Source organism: Escherichia sp. E1130 (assembly GCF_005781065.1).
Lineage (GTDB): Bacteria > Pseudomonadota > Gammaproteobacteria > Enterobacterales > Enterobacteriaceae > Escherichia.
Map to the genome: position 1 here is coordinate 62482 of NZ_VATL01000024.1, position 20987 is coordinate 83468.

Sequence of the window (20987 nt, forward strand, 5' to 3'; positions counted from 1 at the left end):
CGTTAAAATGTGAGCACTTTATCGGCAAGCAGCGTCCATTGCGCCAGTTCTACCAGAGTACCAATTTCCACTCCATCAATCAGTGGAAGTGTGCTGATGCCACGACCATCGGTGCAGGTTTTGCACAATTTCACTGGCACATTTTGCGCCGTGAGGATCTCCAGCATTTGCTGAATGTTATAGCCTTCCCCAGGTTTTTGTCCGCGCAATCCGGCAGTGACCGCATCAGACATCAGGAATAGACGCAGATCCAGGTAGCTTTCCTGCTCTCGTAGCGCAATGGCCAGCCGCAGGCTGTTAAATAAGGATTCGCTCCCGTAGGGGGCGCCATTGGCAACGATCACGATTCTTTGCATTATTTACTCCTGTATTCAGGGAATTAGATGTTCAGTTTCTATCTTACAGCTTGTGTGCTGTCTGACCAATCCGACACATTTTTTAGGATTTGTCATAAAGCATGCAAAAGTACAAGAAAAATTACCAGTAATCGTTATTCTATAAAGCTGTAGCTGTTCATTTTTATTGGAAATTACTGACGTTTTGAGCCGTTTCGTCCCCCGCATTATCGCAATTTGTTTACTCTTGCTGCTGGCAGGCGGTATAGCTAGCGCACAGTCCTCTTTTAAACAGCAAGCGGCAAATCCTTTTGATAACGACAGTGACGGTCTTCCTGACTTAGGAATGGCTGCGGAAAATCATGACGGTGAAAAACATTTTGCTGAAATTGTGAAAGATTTTGGTGAAACCAGTATGACTGATAAAGGTCAGGACACTGGCGAGCAGGCGAGAGCTTTTGCGTTGGGAAAAGTACGCGATGCGCTTAGCCAGCAGGTCAATCAGCACGTGGAATCCTGGCTATCGCCGTGGGGGAACGCCAGTGTCGACGTCAAAGTGGATAACGAAGGACATTTTACAGGTAGCCGGGGGAGCTGGTTTGTACCGCTACAGGATAACGAACGTTATCTTACATGGAGCCAGATTGGGCTCACTCAGCAGGATGATGGTCTGGTCAGTAACCTTGGCGCAGGCCAACGCTGGGCGCGTGGCAACTGGCTGGTGGGATATAACACTTTTTATGACAACTTGCTGGATCAAAATCTCCAGCGAGCAGGTTTCGGTGCCGAAGCGTGGGGGGAATATTTGCGGTTGTCAGCAAACTATTATCAGCCTTTTGCCTCCTGGCGTGAACAGACCGCCACGCTCGAGCAACGAATGGCGCGTGGTTACGACTTGACGGCCCGGATGCGGATGCCGTTTTACCAGCATATCAACACCAGCGTTAGCCTCGAACAATATTTTGGTCAGAGTGTTGATTTGTTTAACACCGGCACGGGTTATCACAATCCCGTCGCCTTGAGTCTTGGACTAAATTACACACCTGTCCCACTCGTTACAGTAACCGCCCTGCATAAACAGGGGGAAAGTGGAGAAAGGCAAAATAACCTCGGACTGAATATTAACTACCGTTTTGGCGTGCCGCTCAACAAACAGCTTTCTGCTGGCGAAGTTGCTGAAAGCCAGTCGCTACGCGGCAGTCGCTATGACAATCCGCAGCGAAATAATCTGCCGACTATTGAGTATCGGCAACGTAAAACCTTAACGGTGTTTCTGGCGACGCCGCCCTGGGATCTTAAACCTGGTGAAACCGTGCCACTGAAATTACAAATTCGCAGTCATTACGGTATTCGGCAATTGATCTGGCAGGGAGATACGCAGATGTTAAGTCTGACATCGGGAGCGACAGCCAATAGTGCGGATGGCTGGACGTTGATCATGCCGGACTGGCAAAGTGGGGAAGGGGCGAGCAATCAATGGCGATTGTCGGTAGTGGTGGAGGATAACCAGGGGCAGCGTGTCTCTTCCAATGAGATCACGCTAACGCTTGCCGAACCTTTCGACGCAATGTCGAACGACGAACCGATCTGGGAACCGTAATCAGAAAATACGTTCCTGATGCACCCATACCGCAGCTTCTACACGAGATTTGAGCTTCATTTTTTTCAGCATGTGTTTCACATGCACTTTAACCGTGCTTTCAGTGATGTCCAGGCGACGGGCAATCATCTTATTCGGTAAGCCCTGGGCTATTAGTTTTAGAATGTCGCGTTCACGTGGTGTTAACTGGTTAACATCACGCTCAGTCGTAGCGCGGTTAGCGCGCAGGCTGGCGGCCAGAACAGGGGTCAACGCTTCGCTTAAGACCATTTCGCCAGCGGCAGCCTGATGTAATGCTTTCAGTAAATCTTCTGGCTCCATATCTTTTAACAGATAGCCATCTGCACCGCGTTTCAATGCGGTTACCACGTCCTCTTCATGGTTAGAGACGCTGAACACCACAATACGGCCGGAGAGGGACTTTTCGCGCAGTTTATCCAGCGTTTCCAGACCGTTCATGCCGGGCATATTGAGATCTAACAGGATCAGATCGGGATCAAGAGACTCCGCCAGTTCAATACCCTGTTCGCCATTACTCGCTTCGCCAACCACGGTGATATCTGGTGCCATACTAATAAGCTGTTTTACGCCAGTTCGCAGCATCGGGTGATCGTCAATCAGCAGGATAGTAGCCGGTTCCTGATTACTCATGGGTATCTCCTTGGACGTCTGTGAAAGTTTTTTCGGGAATAAAGGTGACCACCACTTCGGTGCCACCTGATTCACGACGGCGGACGCGGCAATCGCCTCGTAAACTTTGCGCACGGTCGCGCATTATTATCATGCCGTAGTGATTGCTGCGGATGGCATTTTCAGGCACGCCGCAGCCATTATCCTGAACGGTCAGTTTTACCTGATTATCGTTTTGCGCCACCGTAACCACCACCTCACTTGCTTGCGAATGTTTGAGGGCGTTACTTAATGCCTCACGGGCAATTTGCAACAGATGGATTGCCTGATGTGAAGGCACCAGACGTGGCGGCAATTGGTAATTCAGCTTCACCGGGAAGCCAAATTTGGCGCTGTACTCTTCGCAGCTCGCCTCCAGTGCGGGACGTAATCCTGGTTCGGTGAGCTGTAAACGAAATGTGGTGAGTAACTCACGCAACTGCGCCCAGGACGCATTCAGTTCGTTACGGATCTGGCTTAACAGTTCGCGGCTGCTTTCTGGCAGCGCGTCGCCTTGCATCTGTAAACAACTTACCTGCATTTTCATGCAAGAGAGCGATTGAGCAATAGAATCATGCAGTTCGCGCGCAATGGTGGCACGCTCTTCCATCACGATCAACTGCTGCTGGCGCTCCTGATGGCGATCCAACGCCAGCGTGGCGGTGAGTTGTTCAACCAGGGTATCCACCAGTTGTTGTTGATCATGGCTAAGATGACGCCCCTGCGGCAGGGTAGCCAGCAAAATACCATACTGCATATGAGAATCCGCTAACCGCCATTTCAACGTAGTGCCGCGATCGCCAACGGGTAAAACGCCGCGTGGGCAGAGATGGCAGCCTTTATCATCACAAGTCATATCTGGCTGACAGGTGAACTCCTGATGGTTCTCTTCATCTTCCGTGTCATATACCCGTAGTTCGATATCACGCAACAGGGTTAAATTTTGTAGACCGTTAAGCACAGGCGACAGGCGTTCACACAGCGGAGCGCGGGAATGCAAACGGCGGTTGGCCTGCCACAAAAAAGAGAGAATCTGATTTTTATGCTCCAGTCCGGCAGTTTTCTCCTGTACCCGCTGCTCAAGCACGGCATAACTTTCCGCCAGTTCAGCAGACATATTGTTCAGTGCAGTCCCCAACATCGCCATCTCGTTTCGTCCGCTGATATTCGCTCTCTTACTAAAATCGCGATGACTGACAGCGCTGGCCATTGCCAGTAATTGTCGCCACGGTTGAAGCAAACGCGCTCGCAGCCAGATAATGGTAAACACCAGTAAAAGCGCCATAAAGACCGCCATTACCCGGTGGACCAGCACAACTGTCTCAATACGCGTTTCGGTGGTGCGATCGAAACCAGAAACCAGCTTATCAAGCCCGGCAACAAACTGGCTGACGTCTGCCGACACCGTTTCGCGGTTTTGTGCACGCAACAGCGCAGGAATCAATTCATTGCGCCAGTAATCCTGTAGCCCCTGTAATTGCGCCAGTTGCCCGTCTCGTTCTGCCGCACGAGTTAACTCGGTGCTAAATGCCGTTTGTTCCATCTCTTTGATTAAGGGCTTGTCATTCTCGCTTAATGGCACAGCCGCCAGCAGACGGTAACTTTGCATGCGCAGCGATCCCGCTTTGTTGATCGCATGGGCGCTGCCCTGAACGCCTTGCACCAGCCAGCCAGAAACTGCCATCCCCGCCAGTCCAATGGCGGTAGAAAGCAAAACAATCAGCGCAACCTGATTAACCAGGGTGAGCGGAGAGAGACAACGTTTAAGCATATAAACCTCTTCCTTCAGGCTTTGAATGAGCAATAACCTTAATGAATGTGACGATACATTCTGGAATGGCAGTATTCTCGGCTATTGGCTGAAGTATACCCATACCCGGAAAGAGTTACTCCTTATTTGCCGTGTGGTTAGTCGCTTTACGTCAGTAAGGGTAGGGATTTTACAGTGTCGTGAAAAATCTCAAAATTTTTATGAAATCTCTGTACTCACTATGGGTAATGATAAATATCAATGATAGATAAAGTTATATTGTCGTTTGATTTACATCAAATTGCCTTTGGCTACAGACACTAAGGTGGCAGACATCGAAACGAGTATCAGAGGTGTCTATGAGTCACTCATCCGCCCCCGAAAGGGCTACTGGAGCAGTCATTACAGATTGGCGACCGGAAGATCCTGCGTTCTGGCAACAACGCGGTCAACGCATCGCCAGCCGTAACCTGTGGATTTCCGTTCCCTGCCTGCTTCTGGCGTTTTGCGTATGGATGTTATTCAGTGCCGTTGCGGTGAACCTACCGAAAGTCGGCTTTAATTTTACGACCGATCAGCTATTTATGCTGACTGCGCTACCTTCAGTTTCTGGCGCATTATTACGTGTTCCATACTCCTTTATGGTTCCAATCTTCGGTGGTCGTCGCTGGACGGCATTCAGCACCGGTATTCTGATTATTCCTTGCGTCTGGCTGGGTTTTGCCGTGCAGGATACCTCCACGCCTTATAGCGTCTTCATCATCATCTCTCTGCTGTGCGGCTTTGCTGGCGCGAACTTCGCCTCCAGTATGGCAAACATCAGCTTCTTCTTTCCGAAGCAGAAGCAGGGTGGCGCGCTGGGCCTGAATGGTGGTCTGGGCAACATGGGTGTCAGCGTCATGCAGCTGGTTGCTCCGCTGGTGGTATCACTGTCAATTTTTGCTGCATTTGGTAGCCAGGGTGTAACACAGCCTGATGGCACCGAGCTGTATCTGGCGAACGCGTCCTGGGTATGGGTGCCGTTCCTCGCCATCTTCACCATCGCGGCATGGTTTGGCATGAACGACCTTGCTACCTCGAAAGCCTCCATCAAGGAGCAGTTACCGGTACTCAAACGTGGGCATCTGTGGATTATGAGCCTGCTGTATCTGGCAACCTTCGGCTCCTTCATCGGTTTCTCTGCGGGCTTTGCCATGTTGTCAAAAACGCAGTTCCCGGACGTGCAGATTCTGCACTACGCCTTCTTTGGACCGTTTATTGGCGCACTGGCGCGTTCTGCTGGTGGTGCATTGTCTGACCGTCTTGGCGGTACCCGTGTCACGCTGGTGAACTTCGTGCTGATGGCGATTTTCAGTGGCTTGCTGTTCCTCACCTTACCGACTGACGGGCAGGGCGGAAGCTTTATGGCGTTCTTTGCGGTCTTCCTGGCGCTGTTCCTGACCGCAGGGCTGGGTAGCGGTTCTACCTTCCAGATGATCTCCGTGATCTTCCGTAAACTGACGATGGATCGTGTGAAAGCAGAAGGCGGTTCTGACGAACGTGCCATGCGTGAAGCGGCAACCGACACTGCGGCGGCACTTGGCTTCATCTCTGCGATTGGCGCTATCGGTGGCTTCTTTATCCCGAAAGCGTTTGGTAGCTCACTGGCATTAACGGGTTCGCCAGTCGGTGCAATGAAAGTATTTTTGATTTTCTATATCGCCTGCGTGGTGATTACCTGGGCGGTATACGGTCGGCATTCTAAAAAATAAATCGTTACTCGTCATACTTCGGGTTACATGTGCTGCGGCTGCGTTCATTCACTCCAGTCACTTACTTTAGTAAGCTCCTGGGATTCATTCACTTGCCGCCTTCCTGTAACTCGAATTATATAGAGTAAAATATTTGATTATCCTTTGCGCGGCGTAATGTCGCGCTTTTTTTATTTGTCATTTAGTTACAACATACTTTGAGGGCGATAATTATTTTCAATTGCGTCAATTAAGCACCATTAATATGTCATCCATGGGGGATACTCCTTAATACCCACCTGTATAAAAATCCGAAGTGTATAAATGTGAGATAGCATAAAAACCATTAATTTACAGTCTGTTAGATATAAATTATTAATTACCCTTAAGGAGTATCTTAGGAATTTACTTTATTTTTCATCCCCACCACTCTTGATCGTTATCAATTCCCACGTTGTTTCAGAGCGTTACCTTGCCTTTAAACATTAGCAATGTCGATTTATCAGAGAGCCGACAGGCTCCCACAGGAGAAAACCGATGAGTAAATTCCTGGACCGGTTTCGCTACTTCAAGCAGAAGGGCGAAACCTTTGCCGATGGGCATGGCCAGCTTCTCAATACCAACCGTGACTGGGAGGATGGATATCGCCAGCGTTGGCAGCATGACAAAATCGTCCGCTCTACCCACGGGGTAAACTGCACCGGCTCCTGTAGCTGGAAAATCTACGTTAAAAACGGTCTGGTGACCTGGGAAACCCAGCAGACTGACTATCCGCGTACCCGTCCGGACCTGCCAAACCATGAACCTCGCGGCTGCCCGCGCGGCGCCAGCTACTCCTGGTATCTCTATAGCGCCAACCGCCTGAAATACCCAATGATGCGCAAACGCCTGATGAAAATGTGGCGTGAAGCGAAGGCGCTGCATAGCGATCCGGTTGAGGCATGGGCTTCTATCATTGAAGACGCCGATAAAGCGAAAAGCTTTAAGCAGGCGCGTGGACGCGGTGGTTTTGTTCGTTCTTCCTGGCAGGAAGTGAACGAACTGATCGCCGCATCTAACGTTTACACCATCAAAAACTACGGCCCGGACCGTGTCGCTGGCTTCTCGCCAATTCCGGCAATGTCGATGGTTTCTTACGCATCGGGTGCGCGCTATCTCTCGCTGATTGGCGGTACTTGCTTGAGCTTCTACGACTGGTACTGCGACCTGCCTCCTGCGTCTCCGCAAACCTGGGGCGAGCAAACTGACGTTCCGGAATCCGCTGACTGGTACAACTCCAGCTACATCATCGCCTGGGGTTCAAACGTGCCGCAGACGCGTACCCCGGATGCTCACTTCTTTACTGAAGTGCGTTACAAAGGCACCAAAACTGTTGCCGTAACGCCTGACTACGCTGAAATCGCCAAATTGTGCGATCTTTGGCTGGCACCGAAACAAGGCACCGATGCGGCAATGGCGCTGGCGATGGGCCACGTAATGCTGCGTGAATTCCACCTCGACAATCCAAGCCAGTATTTCACCGACTATGTGCGTCGCTACACCGACATGCCGATGCTGGTGATGCTGGAAGAGCGCGACGGTTACTACGCTGCGGGTCGTATGCTGCGCGCTGCCGATCTGGTGGATGCGCTGGGCCAGGAAAACAATCCAGAATGGAAAACGGTCGCCTTTAATACCAATGGCGAAATGGTTGCGCCGAACGGTTCTATTGGCTTCCGCTGGGGCGAGAAGGGCAAATGGAATCTTGAACAGCGCGACGGTAAAACCGGCGAAGAAACCGAGCTGCAACTGAGCCTGCTGGGTAGCCAGGATGAGATCGCTGAAGTGGGCTTCCCGTATTTTGGCGGCGACGGCACGGAACACTTCAACAAAGTGGAGCTGGAAAACATTCTGCTGCACAAACTGCCGGTAAAACGCCTGCAATTGGCCGACGGTAGCACCGCTCTGGTGACCACCGTTTATGATCTGACGCTGGCAAACTACGGTCTGGAACGCGGCCTGAACGACGTTAACTGCGCAACCAGCTACGACGATGTGAAAGCTTACACTCCGGCATGGGCCGAGCAGATCACTGGCGTTTCTCGCAGCCAGATTATCCGTATTGCCCGTGAATTTGCTGATAACGCTGACAAGACGCACGGTCGTTCGATGATTATCGTCGGTGCGGGTCTGAACCACTGGTATCACCTCGATATGAACTACCGTGGTCTGATCAACATGCTGATTTTCTGCGGCTGTATTGGTCAGAGCGGCGGCGGCTGGGCGCACTACGTAGGTCAGGAAAAACTGCGTCCGCAAACTGGCTGGCAGCCGCTGGCGTTTGCCCTTGACTGGCAGCGTCCGGCGCGTCACATGAACAGCACCTCTTACTTCTATAACCACTCCAGCCAGTGGCGTTATGAAACCGTGACTGCGGAAGAGCTGCTGTCGCCGATGGCGGATAAATCCCGCTACACCGGACATCTGATCGACTTCAACGTTCGTGCGGAACGCATGGGCTGGCTGCCGTCTGCACCGCAGTTAGGCACTAACCCGCTGACTATCGCTCGCGAAGCAGAAAAAGCCGGGATGAATCCGGTGGATTATACGGTGAAATCCCTGAAAGACGGTTCCATCCGTTTTGCGGCTGAACAACCAGAAAACGGTAAAAACCACCCGCGTAACCTGTTCATCTGGCGTTCTAACCTGCTCGGTTCTTCCGGTAAAGGTCATGAGTTTATGCTCAAGTACCTGCTGGGGACAGAACACGGTATCCAGGGCAAAGACCTGGGGCAACAGGGCGGCGTGAAGCCGGAAGAAGTGGACTGGCAGGACAACGGTCTGGAAGGCAAGCTGGATCTGGTGGTGACGCTGGATTTCCGTCTGTCGAGCACCTGTCTCTACTCCGACATCATTTTGCCGACGGCGACCTGGTACGAAAAAGACGACATGAATACTTCGGATATGCATCCGTTTATTCACCCGCTGTCTGCGGCGGTCGATCCGGCCTGGGAAGCGAAAAGTGACTGGGAAATCTACAAAGCCATCGCCAAGAAATTCTCCGAAGTGTGCGTCGGTCATCTGGGTAAAGAAACCGACATCGTCACGCTGCCGATCCAGCACGACTCTGCCGCTGAACTGGCGCAGCCGCTGGATGTGAAAGACTGGAAAAAAGGCGAATGCGACCTGATCCCCGGTAAAACCGCACCGCACATTATGGTCGTAGAGCGCGATTATCCGGCAACTTACGAACGCTTTACCTCTATCGGCCCGTTGATGGAGAAAATCGGTAACGGTGGTAAAGGGATTGCCTGGAACACCCAGAGCGAGATGGATCTGCTGCGTAAGCTCAACTACACCAAAGCGGAAGGTCCGGCGAAAGGCCAGCCGATGCTGAACACCGCCATTGATGCGGCAGAGATGATCCTGACGCTGGCACCGGAAACCAACGGTCAGGTAGCCGTGAAAGCCTGGGCTGCCCTGAGCGAATTTACCGGTCGTGACCATACGCATCTGGCGCTGAATAAAGAAGACGAGAAGATCCGCTTCCGCGATATTCAGGCACAACCGCGCAAAATTATCTCCAGCCCGACCTGGTCTGGTCTGGAAGATGAACACGTTTCTTACAACGCCGGTTACACCAACGTTCACGAGCTGATCCCGTGGCGCACGCTCTCTGGTCGTCAGCAGCTTTATCAGGATCATCAGTGGATGCGTGATTTCGGTGAAAGCCTGCTGGTTTATCGTCCGCCGATTGACACCCGTTCGGTGAAAGAAGTGATGGGCCAGAAATCCAACGGTAATCCGGAAAAAGCGCTCAACTTCCTGACGCCGCACCAGAAGTGGGGGATCCACTCCACCTATAGCGACAACCTGCTGATGCTGACTTTAGGTCGCGGTGGTCCGGTGGTCTGGCTGAGTGAAGCCGATGCCAAAGATCTGGGTATCGCCGATAACGACTGGATTGAAGTCTTCAACAGCAACGGTGCACTGACTGCCCGTGCGGTTGTCAGCCAGCGTGTTCCGGCAGGGATGACCATGATGTACCACGCGCAGGAACGTATCGTTAACCTGCCTGGTTCGGAAATTACCCAACAGCGTGGTGGTATCCATAACTCGGTCACCCGTATCACGCCGAAACCGACGCATATGATCGGCGGCTATGCCCATCTGGCATACGGCTTTAACTACTACGGCACTGTAGGTTCTAACCGCGATGAGTTTGTTGTAGTGCGTAAGATGAAGAACATTGACTGGTTAGATGGCGAAGGCAATGACCAGGTACAGGAGAGCGTAAAATGAAAATTCGTTCACAAGTCGGCATGGTGCTGAATCTCGATAAGTGCATCGGCTGCCACACCTGTTCAGTTACCTGTAAAAACGTCTGGACCAGCCGCGAAGGCGTGGAATACGCGTGGTTCAACAACGTGGAAACCAAGCCGGGCCAGGGCTTCCCGACCGACTGGGAGAACCAGGAAAAATACAAAGGCGGCTGGATCCGTAAAATCAACGGCAAACTGCAACCACGCATGGGTAACCGCGCCATGCTGCTGGGTAAAATCTTCGCTAACCCGCATCTGCCGGGGATCGACGATTATTACGAGCCGTTTGATTTTGACTATCAGAACCTGCATACCGCGCCGGAAGGCAGCAAATCGCAGCCGATTGCCCGTCCGCGTTCGCTGATTACCGGCGAACGGATGGCGAAAATCGAAAAAGGGCCGAACTGGGAAGATGACCTGGGCGGCGAGTTTGACAAACTGGCGAAAGACAAGAACTTCGACAACATCCAGAAGGCGATGTATAGCCAGTTCGAAAACACCTTCATGATGTATTTGCCGCGCCTGTGCGAACACTGCCTGAACCCGGCATGTGTGGCGACCTGCCCGAGCGGTGCGATTTACAAGCGTGAAGAAGATGGCATCGTCCTGATCGATCAGGACAAATGCCGTGGCTGGCGTATGTGCATCACCGGATGCCCATACAAAAAAATCTACTTCAACTGGAAGAGCGGTAAGTCTGAGAAGTGCATCTTCTGCTATCCGCGTATTGAAGCCGGTCAGCCGACGGTGTGTTCAGAAACCTGTGTCGGTCGTATCCGTTATCTCGGCGTGCTGCTGTACGATGCGGACGCCATTGAACGTGCGGCCAGCACCGAGAACGAAAAAGATCTCTACCAGCGTCAGCTGGACGTGTTCCTCGATCCGAACGATCCGAAGGTCATCGAGCAGGCGATTAAAGATGGTATCCCGCTGAGCGTTATTGAAGCTGCGCAGCAGTCGCCGGTTTATAAAATGGCGATGGAATGGAAACTGGCGCTGCCGCTGCATCCGGAATATCGCACCTTGCCGATGGTCTGGTACGTGCCGCCTCTGTCTCCGATTCAGTCTGCGGCAGACGCTGGCGAGTTGGGCAGCAACGGCATTTTGCCAGACGTCGAAAGCCTGCGTATCCCGGTACAGTATCTGGCGAACCTGCTGACCGCAGGCGACACCCAACCGGTACTGCGTGCGCTGAAACGCATGCTGGCGATGCGTCATTACAAACGTGCTGAAACCGTTGACGGTAAAGTTGATACCCGTGCGCTGGAAGAGGTCGGTCTGACCGAAGCCCAGGCGCAGGAAATGTATCGTTATCTGGCGATTGCTAACTACGAAGATCGCTTTGTGGTACCAAGCAGCCATCGTGAACTGGCACGGGAAGCCTTCCCGGAGAAAAATGGCTGCGGCTTTACCTTTGGTGACGGCTGCCACGGTTCAGATACCAAATTCAATCTGTTCAACAGCCGTCGTATCGATGCCATCGATGTGACCAGCAAAACGGAGCCGCATCCATGATCGAACTCGTGATTGTATCGCGTCTCCTTGAATATCCGGATGCTGCCTTATGGCAGCATCAACAGGAGATGTTCGAGGCGATTGCCGCGTCGGAAAATTTGTCGAAAGAAGATGCCCATGCGCTGGGCATTTTCCTGCGCGATTTAACGGCGATGGATCTGCTGGATGCCCAGGCGCAGTACAGCGAACTGTTCGACCGTGGTCGCGCCACGTCACTGTTGCTATTCGAACATGTTCACGGTGAATCCCGCGATCGTGGTCAGGCAATGGTTGACCTGTTGGCACAGTACGAGCAGCACGGCTTGCAGTTAAACAGCCGCGAATTGCCGGACCATCTGCCGCTGTATCTGGAATATCTGGCACAGCTGCCGCAAAGCGAAGCCGTGGAAGGTTTGAAAGATATCGCGCCGATTCTGGCATTGCTGAGCGCGCGTCTGCAACAGCGTGAAAGCCGTTATGCCGTGCTGTTTGATCTGCTGCTGAAACTGGCGAATACCGCTATCGACAGTGACAAAGTGGCGGAAAAAATTGCCGATGAAGCGCGCGACGATACGCCGCAGGCGCTGGATGCCGTCTGGGAAGAAGAGCAGGTTAAGTTCTTTGCAGACAAAGGCTGCGGTGATTCGGCAATCACTGCCCATCAGCGTCGCTTTGCCGGTGCCGTCGCGCCGCAATATCTGAATATCACCACCGGAGGACAGCACTAATGCAATTCCTGAATATGTTCTTCTTTGACATCTACCCGTACATTGCCGGGGCGGTCTTCCTGATTGGTAGTTGGCTGCGCTATGACTACGGGCAGTACACCTGGCGCGCGGCATCCAGCCAGATGCTGGACCGTAAAGGAATGAACCTGGCGTCGAACCTGTTCCATATCGGCATTCTGGGGATTTTCGTCGGCCACTTCTTCGGTATGCTGACGCCGCACTGGATGTATGAAGCGTGGTTGCCGATCGAAGTGAAACAAAAAATGGCGATGTTTGCTGGTGGTGCCAGCGGCGTGCTGTGTCTGATTGGCGGCGTGCTGTTGCTGAAGCGCCGCCTGTTCAGCCCTCGCGTGCGTGCAACCACTACCGGAGCGGATATCCTGATCCTGTCGCTGCTCGTTATCCAGTGTGCGCTGGGTCTTCTGACCATTCCATTCTCTGCCCAGCATATGGACGGTAGCGAGATGATGAAACTGGTTGGCTGGGCGCAGTCGGTAGTGACCTTCCACGGTGGCGCTTCTCAACATCTTGATGGTGTCGCGTTTATCTTCCGTCTGCACCTGGTGCTGGGGATGACGTTATTCCTGCTGTTCCCGTTCTCGCGTCTGGTGCACATCTGGAGCGTACCGGTGGAGTATCTGACACGTAAGTATCAGCTGGTGCGCGCTCGCCACTAAGCACGACATAGTGCCTGATGCGCTGCGCTTATCAGGCCTACAGAGTCGTACAATTCATTGATATTACGTGATATGTATGCCGGATAAGGCGTTCACGCCGCATCCGGCATAACGTAACGCACGTTGTCAGCCTGCTGAAATCATCAGTTACACATTGTCGATATTTCAGATTGTAGAGAAACGAACCTCATCTATATGATTGGCCCACCTATGGAACAGTGAAGGAGCACTGACCGTGGATCAACCTAATCACTCGACGATTTCTGCGGCATTAAAAATAATCGCCACGGGGATCGCCTTACCGCCTGATAAAATTACCTCTCAACAACTGGATGTTCAGTTAAATAAACCTGCGGGCTACGTTGAGCGACGTTCCGGCATTTGCTGGCGCTATTTTGCCAGCAACGACGCCAGCCAGGCCGAACTGGCGGCAGAAGCGTTGCATAATGCGTTAGCATCGGCTGCCTTAAAACCTTCTGATATTGATCTGTTAATTTGTGCGTCAGCCATTGCCGTACAGGCATTACCCTGTAGCGCAATTCATATTCTTAAAGCCGCTGCTATGCCCGCAGGCGTTGCCGGATTTGATATCAACAGTAGCTGTGTCAGCTTTATTTCCGCTCTGGAAGTTGCTGCCGGATTATTAAACTGTGGAGCATATCGGCGCATTGCTATCGTCTCGGCAGATATTGCTTCACGCGGCATCGACTGGAATCATGAAGAGTCGTCACTCATTTTTGGTGATGGCGCGGCGTGCGCGATTGTCGAGCGGGGCGATGGTCGCAGCGGGATTATCGCCAGCCTGATCGAAATGTATCCCGAAGGCAGCGAACTGTGTGAAATTCGTGCGGGCGGCACGCGGCGTAATCCTCGTTCAGGTGTGAGTGACAGCGACTTTCTTTTTCATATGCAGGGGAAACCGCTGTTTCGTTTTGCCTCTTCACTTATTGAAGATTATTTTTCGCGCTTACTGCAAAAAAGCGGCCTGCAACTGGCTGATATCGTTACGGTCGTTCCACATCAGGCTAGTCATCTTTCCCTTGAACATATGCGTAAACGGCTGCGAGTGCCGGAATCTGCGCTTATTGATGTCTACCGCTTCTACGGCAATCAGGTTGCTGCGTCTATACCCACAGCGCTGCATGAAGCGGTAATTAGCGGTCGTTTTACTGCGGATAAACCTGCGCTGTTGATTGGCACGGCGGCGGGGTTAACGCTGGCTGGCATGGTGCTTTTACCGTGAAGATCCTCGTAACAGGGGCGACCAGCGGCCTCGGGCGAAATGCCGTGCAATATTTGTTGCAATCGGGTGTTTCGGTTGTGGCAACAGGGCGAAATCGTGAGATTGGCAAAGTTCTCGCAAGCGCAGGTGCACAGTTTGTGGCTCTCGATTTAACCGAGGCAACTGAGGATGACTGCGCCCGGTTGATGGAAGGCTGCGATGCCGTCTGGCACTGTGCGGCAAAGTCTTCGCCCTGGGGCGACAAAACGGCGTTCTGGCTTGCCAATGTCAAAGCGACCTACACTTTGGCACAGGCGGCAGGCAGGCTGAACATTCCCCGGTTTATCCATATCTCCACGCCTGCTGTTTACTTTGATTTTCAACATCACTATGACCTGCCAGAAAATTATCTTGCGCGAACATTTTCCAGCCATTATGCCAGCAGTAAATATGCCGCTGAGCAGGCTATTGCCGGGGCAGTAGCGCAATATCCTGCCACGAGGTTTATCCTTTTGCGTCCCCGTGGTTTGTTTGGCCCTCATGACCAGGTGATTGTTCCCCGCCTGATGCAGCAGTTGCAGCAGGGCGGCGGTTGCTTACGTTTGCCGCGCGGGGGTGAAGCGTTATTGGATCTCACTTTCGTGCAAAACGTGGTGTATGCCATGCAGCTGGCAATGCAAGTTGAAGGATTACGCTCAGGCAGTATTTACAACATCAGCAATCATCAGCCGCAGAAATTATCTGTAATGCTTGACGCCTTGCTGCGCCAGCAACTGGGATTGAGCTACCAAATTACTACCGTTCCCTGGCCATTGCTTTCTCTGGTCGCGCGCGGCCTGGAGCTGTACGGGAAATGCGTTAATCAGGAACCTGTTATCACACGTTACAGCGCCGGAACACTCTGTTTTGATATGACGCTGAGTGCGCAAAAGGCCATTACAGAGTTGGGATATCACCCGCGCTTTTCGATGGAGCAAGGTATTGCAATCACGGGACAATGGTTGCGGGAACATGGGCTGAGGGAACATGGCAAAAATAACCGCATTTGAAACGGGCTGGTGTACCCATATTGGCTGTATTGCGCTAAAAGGGGCTGGGCTTAAAGTGTGTAAATTCCCCGCCCGCGCCTGGCTGCTGGAAGTGGGCGAGAAACGCTGGCTGTGGGACACCGGTTATTCATCGTGGTTCGAACACTACACGCAATCCGGCGTATTTCGTCTTTATCGCCAGGTCACGCCGGTTTATTTCGATCCACAACAGGCGCTGGTGCGACAACTTTCCGCGCACGGACTGGCGGCAAAAGATGTTGATGCGATTATTCTGTCGCATTTTCACGCCGATCATATTGCTGGTCTGCGCGATTTTCCTGATGTCGCCTGCATCTGTTCCGGTGAAGGCTGGCGGCAGGTAAGAACACTGCGTGGCATAGCCGCACTGCGTCAGGCCTTTGTACCAGGGTTGATCCCGGAGAATTTTGAATCCTCACTGCGTTTTATTGAAAGTTTCGCATCGGTGAATATGCCTCCTGAACTGGCACCGTTTGAGAGTGGCTATTTGCTGCCAGAAAGCAATGGCGAAATTATCCTCGTGCCGCTTCCCGGACATGCTGGCGGACATATCGGTGCGTTTGTGCAAACAGACGATGGCTGGACTTTACTGGCTGGGGATGCGGCATGGGCACCAGCTAACTATCAGGAGCTGCGAGGGCCTTCACCACTGGCGCATCTGGTTATGTCCGACAGCCGCGCCTACTACCGCACGCTTGGGCAATTACATCAGCTTTGGCAAAACGGCGCAGTGGACATTCGGTTGTGCCACGAGGGGGATTTATGATCCCGTTGGCTTTACTCTGGCGCTACTTTCGTACCCGCAGGCTGCATTTCACCGATCGCCAGGCGCTGGAATACCGGCAGGCAAAAAGGCTGCATTCGTTCCGGCAAAATGTCTTATCTAAAAGCCCGTGGTTTCAGCGTTATCTGGCGTTGCCGTTTAACCAGTGGCCGTTGATGGACAAAGCATTAATGATGACGCATTTCGATGAGATGAATACCGCGGGTTTAAAGCGCGACGAGCTTCTCGCCTGTGCAATGCGCAGTGAGCAGAGTCGTGATTTCAAACCCAGCGTGGGCAAGTTTAGCGTCGGCCTTTCATCAGGTACATCGGGGCGTCGTGGACTTTTCGTGGTTAGCCCGCACGAGCAACAGATTTGGGCCGCCGGTGTGCTGGCAAAAGTGCTGCCCGACGGTTTATTTGCCAAAGAGCGGGTGGCACTGTTTTTGCGCGCGGACAACAACCTCTATCAAAGCGTGAATAACCGCTGGTTAAGTCTCGACTTTTACGATCTGCTGGCGCCATTTCAGGCGCAACTCAAACAACTGGAACAGCGAGCGCCCACGATTATTGTCGCGCCAGCTCAGGTATTACGCGCACTGGCGCTGGCGGTGATTGCCGGAGAGCTAACGCTAAAGGTCAAAAAAGTGATTTCGGTGGCGGAAGTTCTGGAGCCGCAGGATCGGGAATTACTGCGCAGCGTGTTCAACAATGTGGGCGAAATCTATCAGGCGACAGAAGGCTTTCTCGCCTCTACCTGCCGGTGTGGCACGTTACATCTCAACGAAGAATTTGTTCACATTGAACCGCAATGGCTGGATGAGCACCGTTTCGTGCCGATCGTCACAGACTTTACCCGCACCACGCAGCCGGTGGTGCGTTATCGACTTGATGATGTGCTGGTGGCAAGCGAACAGCCATGCCCTTGTGGCAGTGCGACAATGGCGATTGCGCGTATCGAAGGGCGGCAGGACGATCAACTGCAACTGCCGACAAGATCTGGCGATATTCAGACCGTATTTGCCGATGCATGTAGTCGGGTGCTGGCGATGACGCTGCCGTTAACTGCTGATTATCGCCTGCTACAAACCGGGCCAGCACAATTGACGTTAATAGCCGATTGTGAGCAGCGGATGCTGGAGCATTGCCGGGAAGCGTTGAATGCCTTGTTTATGCGCCAGAATATCGCAGTGGAGCAATTAATATGGTCATTGGAATCGCAAACGGTGCCAGTCTCTTTTACAGCCAAGCGGCGGCGAATTGTGCGTGAGTGGGGGCGGGAATGAGCAATTTACTGCTACGCCTGAAACAGATGCTGCTGGGCTGGGGAACCGTTGGGGTTATCTACAATTTTAGCGACTCCCTGCAAGGTGAAGGGTATCAATTAACGCCGTCAGTAATTGATAATTTAATTGCGTTTTCACCCTCCGCCGTGTGGCTGTATCTCTCGTTTTTTCTAATTGTGCCGTTAGGTTATTTATCCACACCACTTTGCCACCTGCGCTGGCTGGCCCGCGCAATGCAACTTTCGGCACTGGTGGCAGGCGTGTTTTATCTACTCTGGCCCACAACCATGCAATATCCCGCGTTTGCTCAGTCGGGGATATCTGCGGGGGCTCTAAATGGGCTGATCGCCATTGACTCAAGTCAGAACTGTTTTCCCTCCTTACACGCCGCGCTCACGCTGTTGGCGGTATGGGCAATTGCCAAAAAGGGGAGCCGTTGGCTAACACTAATGAGCGTGGTTTGGGCGATAGCTATCGCCTTTTCGATTCTGCAATTACGCAGACATTTATTTATCGATTTAGTAGGCGGCGCGTTGCTGGCGTCGATTTGCGGTTGGATATGCGCAACATGCGAGAAAAGGAAGACGCAATATGAGTGATTTACTGTTTCCCATCATATCGATGGTGCTGTTGGTGTTAGCCGAAGCGGGCGTGTTGCAATTCACCGGGCGGCAAAAAGTGGACTGGCTGGACGTTATTTTTAATATCAACTCCGGTCATATGATGCTGTGGTTATTTCGCTGCCTGGAAGTGCTCTGCTATGGCCTGCTGGTCAATCACTTCAGCCTTGGACTGTTTGATAATGCGCCGGTGATCCTGCTGTGGCTGTTTACTATCCTTGCGTGGGATTTCGGCTTTTACTGGCTGCATCGCTGGCATCACGAAATGCGCCCGCTGTGGGCGGTACATGTGGTGCATCATCAGGGTGAACACTACAACCTGTCATTAGGCGTGCGGAACTCGTGGTATTCCTCGTTAACCTCAATCCCGTTTTTTATGCTGCTGGCGATGCTTGGTGTGCCATTGCAGGTCTTTTTGGCGGTTTCTATTATTCACTATGGTTGGCAATTTTTTAACCATAACGCGCTAACGCCGAAACTGGGTTGGCTGGAAAAAGTGCTGATCACGCCTTCGCATCATCGCGTCCATCATCTGAATGAAAAGCAATATGCCGATACCAATTACGGTGGCACCTTTTTGTTGTGGGATAAACTTTTCGGTTCCTGGAGTGCCGGGCCGGATCATGACGTGGCCTATGGCGTAAAAAATAGCCGCTTGTCCTGTAACCCGATGCGCGAGAGTAACCTGCCGTTTTTACGCTTAATGGGCTTTCGCTCATTTGGCAAAGCGATTGAACGTCGTTACCAAAGTTCCGCGTGGGCAGTGGGGGCAGGGGTGATTCTGCTGTTTATGCTGGTGCTTGGTTACATCCAGCAATATGGCTATGGCATCGAGTTTATTACCAGTGAGCAAGCCGTATTATTTGTTTTGCTGGTGGCAGGCTCAATTGCGCTGGGGGGCATGAGCGACGGGCAGCGTTGGGGTATGATTTTGTGGTGCTCTGTGACGTTGTCACTGCTCTATTTTATTCTATATATGTGTTCGTGGAGCACTCTGCTCTGGAAGGGATTAGCGGGCATTTTGCTGGCCCATTGCGTGTTATTCCTAATCGGTGTAGGACGCAAGTCGCTAAGGAAACACTATGAACCTGTTTAAGCCCGACAGGTTAATCATTTTTCCTGCTGATGATCCGCAACTGGTGAAACAGTTGCAGAATGGCACGAAATCGTACCTCGCAAAAGCAGGCGATCATCGTTATGCCGACGGCTGGGCATTCACCAAAATGGCGGCACTGATTATTGCCTGTCTGTGCTGTTATGCACTGGCGTTGTCTCAAAGCCAGTGGGGGCTGTATCTGTTGTGGTATCTGGCGATGATGTTTTGCGCCATGCTGTTAGCGGTCAATGTGGTGCATGACGCGTCGCATGATGCGTTTTTGCGCGGTAAAAAGGCCAATGCGTGGCTTAACCGGTGGGTTGCTTTTCCAATGGGGCTTGATCCGGACTGTTGGCGGGTGCGCCACGTTCGCTTTCATCACGGCTTTACCAATATTGAATTTTACGATCCGGATACTGCAGAAAATGGCATTCTTCGCCAGACTCCGTGGCAGCAGTGGCGACCTTTTATGCGCCAGCAACATCGCTACTGGCCGCTGGTCGCCGCGCTCACCTTTCCCTGGTATATCTGGGTGGTGGACTGGCTCGATCGCGCCGGGTTTACGCCGGTAACACGGCACCTGGCCCTGCGAGGTTTTGCTGGCTGGGGGTATTTCTTAGCCGGGAAACTGGCGCATTGTGCGCTCTGTCTGATACTTCCCTGGCTTTTGTCTGATTTTAGTTTTATGACCATCGTGCTGACTTATCTGCTTAGCCAGCTGCTGGCGTCATTGATCTTTGTGATGTTGATTATCGGAACGCACTGGGCGAAGGGGCATACGCAGTTACCGCCAGAAGAGGGCAAAATGGCCGTGGGCCGGCTGGCGCATACCTTCGCCACTACCTTTGACTGGACGCCGCAACCTGCATGGCTTGGCTACTGGCTGGGCGGAATTAATTTGCATCTTACCCATCATCTTTTTCCTCACTGGCATCATCGCCATTATCCAGCGTTAAGCCGCATTATCGCGCAAATTGCCAGCCAGCAAGGTCTGGATTATCAGTTATTGACGTTAGCGGATTTGCTGAGGCTACAGCAGCAGTTTTTACGGCGAATGGGGGAGGCGCAGATAGATTGAGAAACGAATTAAGAGATGGTGGTGGGGGAAGGATTACTCAGCGCTGCGCGCTTCGCCCTTCGGGTCGTTGCCTGCGGCAACGCTCTCTCGCTGGCGCTCGAGTCGAACCTTAGTCGAAGCTTCTCGTCCTTCCCCGCATGAGCAGAATATGAAACGATATCGATAAGTTTGAAATGAGTTTTTATCAGGAAGTGATGGTGGTGGGGGAAGGATTACTCAGCGCTGCGCGCTTCGCCCTTTGGGTCGTTGCCTGCGGCAACGCTCTCTCGCTGGCGCTCGAGTCGAACCTTAGTCGAAGCTTCTCATCCTTCCCCGCATGGGCAGAATATGAAACGATATCGATATGTTTGAAATGAGTTTTTATCAGGAAGTGATGGTGGTGGGGGAAGGATTACTCAGCGCTGCGCGCTTCGCCCTTCGGGTCGTTGCCTGCGGCAACGCTCTCTCGCTGACGCTCGAGTCGAACCTTGGTCGAAGCTTCTCATCCTTCCCCGCATGGGCAGAATATTCAGTTACGGATTCGTGTGGGAATTCAGGGATTATTGAAAGTAATGGTGGTGGGGGAAGGATT

Annotated in this window: 16 protein-coding genes and 3 other RNA genes; 13 read left to right on the plus strand and 6 right to left on the minus strand. The window is 52.4% G+C overall.

The annotated features are described in order from the left end of the window. Window positions 1-2 precede the first annotated feature (2 nt). On the minus strand, window positions 3-356 hold the full coding sequence (gene ychN / locus FEK66_RS20785) for a DsrE/F sulfur relay family protein YchN (RefSeq protein ID WP_064528737.1): 354 nt from the start codon (window positions 354-356) through the stop codon (window positions 3-5). A 184-nt stretch (window positions 357-540) separates the two neighbouring features. Here ychN and FEK66_RS20790 point away from each other — a divergent pair, with 184 nt between their 5' ends. Further along, the gene (locus tag FEK66_RS20790; RefSeq protein ID WP_130205683.1) at window positions 541-1935 is read left to right on the plus strand and encodes a YchO/YchP family invasin; all 1395 of its coding nucleotides are present in this window, start codon (window positions 541-543) and stop codon (window positions 1933-1935) included. On the opposite strand, the gene narL is transcribed toward FEK66_RS20790, so the two are convergent. Together narL and narX are read right to left on the minus strand one after the other, a co-directional pair. Then, window positions 1936-2586, minus strand: a complete 651-nt coding sequence (gene narL, locus FEK66_RS20795; protein WP_000070491.1) for a two-component system response regulator NarL — start codon at window positions 2584-2586, stop codon at window positions 1936-1938. It abuts the gene before it with no gap. Continuing rightward, window positions 2579-4375, minus strand: a complete 1797-nt coding sequence (gene narX, locus FEK66_RS20800) for a nitrate/nitrite two-component system sensor histidine kinase NarX (RefSeq protein ID WP_130222809.1) — start codon at window positions 4373-4375, stop codon at window positions 2579-2581. The genes narL and narX overlap by 8 nt, the downstream gene beginning before the upstream one ends. Window positions 4376-4713: 338 nt before the next feature. Between narX and narK the strand changes: the two genes are divergently transcribed. The 12 genes from narK to FEK66_RS20860 all read left to right on the plus strand — a co-directional run bounded on the left by narK (window position 4714) and on the right by FEK66_RS20860 (window position 20416). Next, window positions 4714-6105 carry a nitrate transporter NarK gene (gene narK, locus FEK66_RS20805; protein ID WP_130205687.1) on the plus strand — a complete coding sequence of 464 codons (1392 nt, stop codon included), beginning with the start codon at window positions 4714-4716 and terminating at the stop codon, window positions 6103-6105. A 516-nt stretch (window positions 6106-6621) separates the two neighbouring features. Next, window positions 6622-10365 (plus strand): nitrate reductase subunit alpha, encoded by a 3744-nt coding sequence (locus FEK66_RS20810; RefSeq protein ID WP_130205689.1) that lies wholly within the window; start codon window positions 6622-6624, stop codon window positions 10363-10365. Continuing rightward, window positions 10362-11900, plus strand: a complete 1539-nt coding sequence (gene narH, locus FEK66_RS20815; RefSeq protein ID WP_046082940.1) for a nitrate reductase subunit beta — start codon at window positions 10362-10364, stop codon at window positions 11898-11900. Before FEK66_RS20810 ends, narH begins: the two co-directional genes overlap by 4 nt. Continuing rightward, complete coding sequence (gene narJ / locus FEK66_RS20820; protein WP_130205691.1) at window positions 11897-12607, plus strand: nitrate reductase molybdenum cofactor assembly chaperone; 711 nt, start codon at window positions 11897-11899, stop codon at window positions 12605-12607. The genes narH and narJ overlap by 4 nt, the downstream gene beginning before the upstream one ends. Continuing rightward, window positions 12607-13284 (plus strand): respiratory nitrate reductase subunit gamma, encoded by a 678-nt coding sequence (narI, locus tag FEK66_RS20825; protein ID WP_001160110.1) that lies wholly within the window; start codon window positions 12607-12609, stop codon window positions 13282-13284. The genes narJ and narI overlap by 1 nt, the downstream gene beginning before the upstream one ends. Before the next feature lie 235 nt (window positions 13285-13519). Beyond that, entirely contained in the window at window positions 13520-14527 is a 1008-nt protein-coding gene (locus FEK66_RS20830) for a 3-oxoacyl-[acyl-carrier-protein] synthase III C-terminal domain-containing protein (RefSeq protein WP_135493820.1), read from the plus strand. Further along, entirely contained in the window at window positions 14524-15555 is a 1032-nt protein-coding gene (locus tag FEK66_RS20835; protein WP_135409868.1) for an NAD(P)-dependent oxidoreductase, read from the plus strand. Before FEK66_RS20830 ends, FEK66_RS20835 begins: the two co-directional genes overlap by 4 nt. Then, window positions 15533-16339: an MBL fold metallo-hydrolase gene (locus FEK66_RS20840; RefSeq protein WP_135493822.1), complete on the plus strand. Its 807-nt coding sequence runs from the start codon at window positions 15533-15535 to the stop codon at window positions 16337-16339. The genes FEK66_RS20835 and FEK66_RS20840 overlap by 23 nt, the downstream gene beginning before the upstream one ends. Then, the gene (locus tag FEK66_RS20845) at window positions 16336-17622 is read left to right on the plus strand and encodes a F390 synthetase-related protein (RefSeq protein WP_135493824.1); all 1287 of its coding nucleotides are present in this window, start codon (window positions 16336-16338) and stop codon (window positions 17620-17622) included. Before FEK66_RS20840 ends, FEK66_RS20845 begins: the two co-directional genes overlap by 4 nt. Further along, a complete protein-coding gene (locus FEK66_RS20850; RefSeq protein ID WP_135493826.1) occupies window positions 17619-18221 on the plus strand; it encodes a phosphatase PAP2 family protein in 603 nt (200 codons plus the stop codon). Before FEK66_RS20845 ends, FEK66_RS20850 begins: the two co-directional genes overlap by 4 nt. Continuing rightward, window positions 18214-19338 carry a sterol desaturase family protein gene (locus tag FEK66_RS20855; protein WP_130205703.1) on the plus strand — a complete coding sequence of 375 codons (1125 nt, stop codon included), beginning with the start codon at window positions 18214-18216 and terminating at the stop codon, window positions 19336-19338. Before FEK66_RS20850 ends, FEK66_RS20855 begins: the two co-directional genes overlap by 8 nt. Continuing rightward, window positions 19325-20416, plus strand: coding sequence for an acyl-CoA desaturase (locus tag FEK66_RS20860; protein ID WP_135493828.1), 1092 nt, complete (start codon window positions 19325-19327; stop codon window positions 20414-20416). The genes FEK66_RS20855 and FEK66_RS20860 overlap by 14 nt, the downstream gene beginning before the upstream one ends. A 16-nt stretch (window positions 20417-20432) precedes the next feature. Here the strand turns inward: FEK66_RS20860 and FEK66_RS20865 are convergent. From FEK66_RS20865 to FEK66_RS20875, 3 genes are all read right to left on the minus strand, one after another. Then, window positions 20433-20564: non-coding RNA, RtT sRNA (locus FEK66_RS20865), on the minus strand. A 47-nt stretch (window positions 20565-20611) separates the two neighbouring features. After that, a non-coding RNA gene (locus FEK66_RS20870) (RtT sRNA) lies at window positions 20612-20743 on the minus strand. 47 nt (window positions 20744-20790) lie between these two features. Continuing rightward, window positions 20791-20922, minus strand: a non-coding RNA gene (locus FEK66_RS20875) — RtT sRNA. Window positions 20923-20987 lie beyond the last annotated feature (65 nt).

Bases quoted from the DNA above. Each gene is read 5' to 3' on its own strand.
- narI (WP_001160110.1), top strand. From the start codon at position 12,607: ATGCAATTCCTGAATATGTTCTTCTTTGACATCTACCCGTACATTGCC.
- FEK66_RS20845 (WP_135493824.1), top strand. From the start codon at position 16,336: ATGATCCCGTTGGCTTTACTCTGGCGCTACTTTCGTACCCGCAGGCTG.
- narK (WP_130205687.1), top strand. From the start codon at position 4,714: ATGAGTCACTCATCCGCCCCCGAAAGGGCTACTGGAGCAGTCATTACA.
- FEK66_RS20850 (WP_135493826.1), top strand. From the start codon at position 17,619: ATGAGCAATTTACTGCTACGCCTGAAACAGATGCTGCTGGGCTGGGGA.
- ychN (WP_064528737.1), bottom strand. From the start codon at position 356: ATGCAAAGAATCGTGATCGTTGCCAATGGCGCCCCCTACGGGAGCGAA.
- narL (WP_000070491.1), bottom strand. From the start codon at position 2,586: ATGAGTAATCAGGAACCGGCTACTATCCTGCTGATTGACGATCACCCG.
- FEK66_RS20860 (WP_135493828.1), top strand. From the start codon at position 19,325: ATGAACCTGTTTAAGCCCGACAGGTTAATCATTTTTCCTGCTGATGAT.
- FEK66_RS20810 (WP_130205689.1), top strand. From the start codon at position 6,622: ATGAGTAAATTCCTGGACCGGTTTCGCTACTTCAAGCAGAAGGGCGAA.
- FEK66_RS20840 (WP_135493822.1), top strand. From the start codon at position 15,533: ATGGCAAAAATAACCGCATTTGAAACGGGCTGGTGTACCCATATTGGC.
- FEK66_RS20855 (WP_130205703.1), top strand. From the start codon at position 18,214: ATGAGTGATTTACTGTTTCCCATCATATCGATGGTGCTGTTGGTGTTA.
- narX (WP_130222809.1), bottom strand. From the start codon at position 4,375: ATGCTTAAACGTTGTCTCTCTCCGCTCACCCTGGTTAATCAGGTTGCG.
- narH (WP_046082940.1), top strand. From the start codon at position 10,362: ATGAAAATTCGTTCACAAGTCGGCATGGTGCTGAATCTCGATAAGTGC.
- narJ (WP_130205691.1), top strand. From the start codon at position 11,897: ATGATCGAACTCGTGATTGTATCGCGTCTCCTTGAATATCCGGATGCT.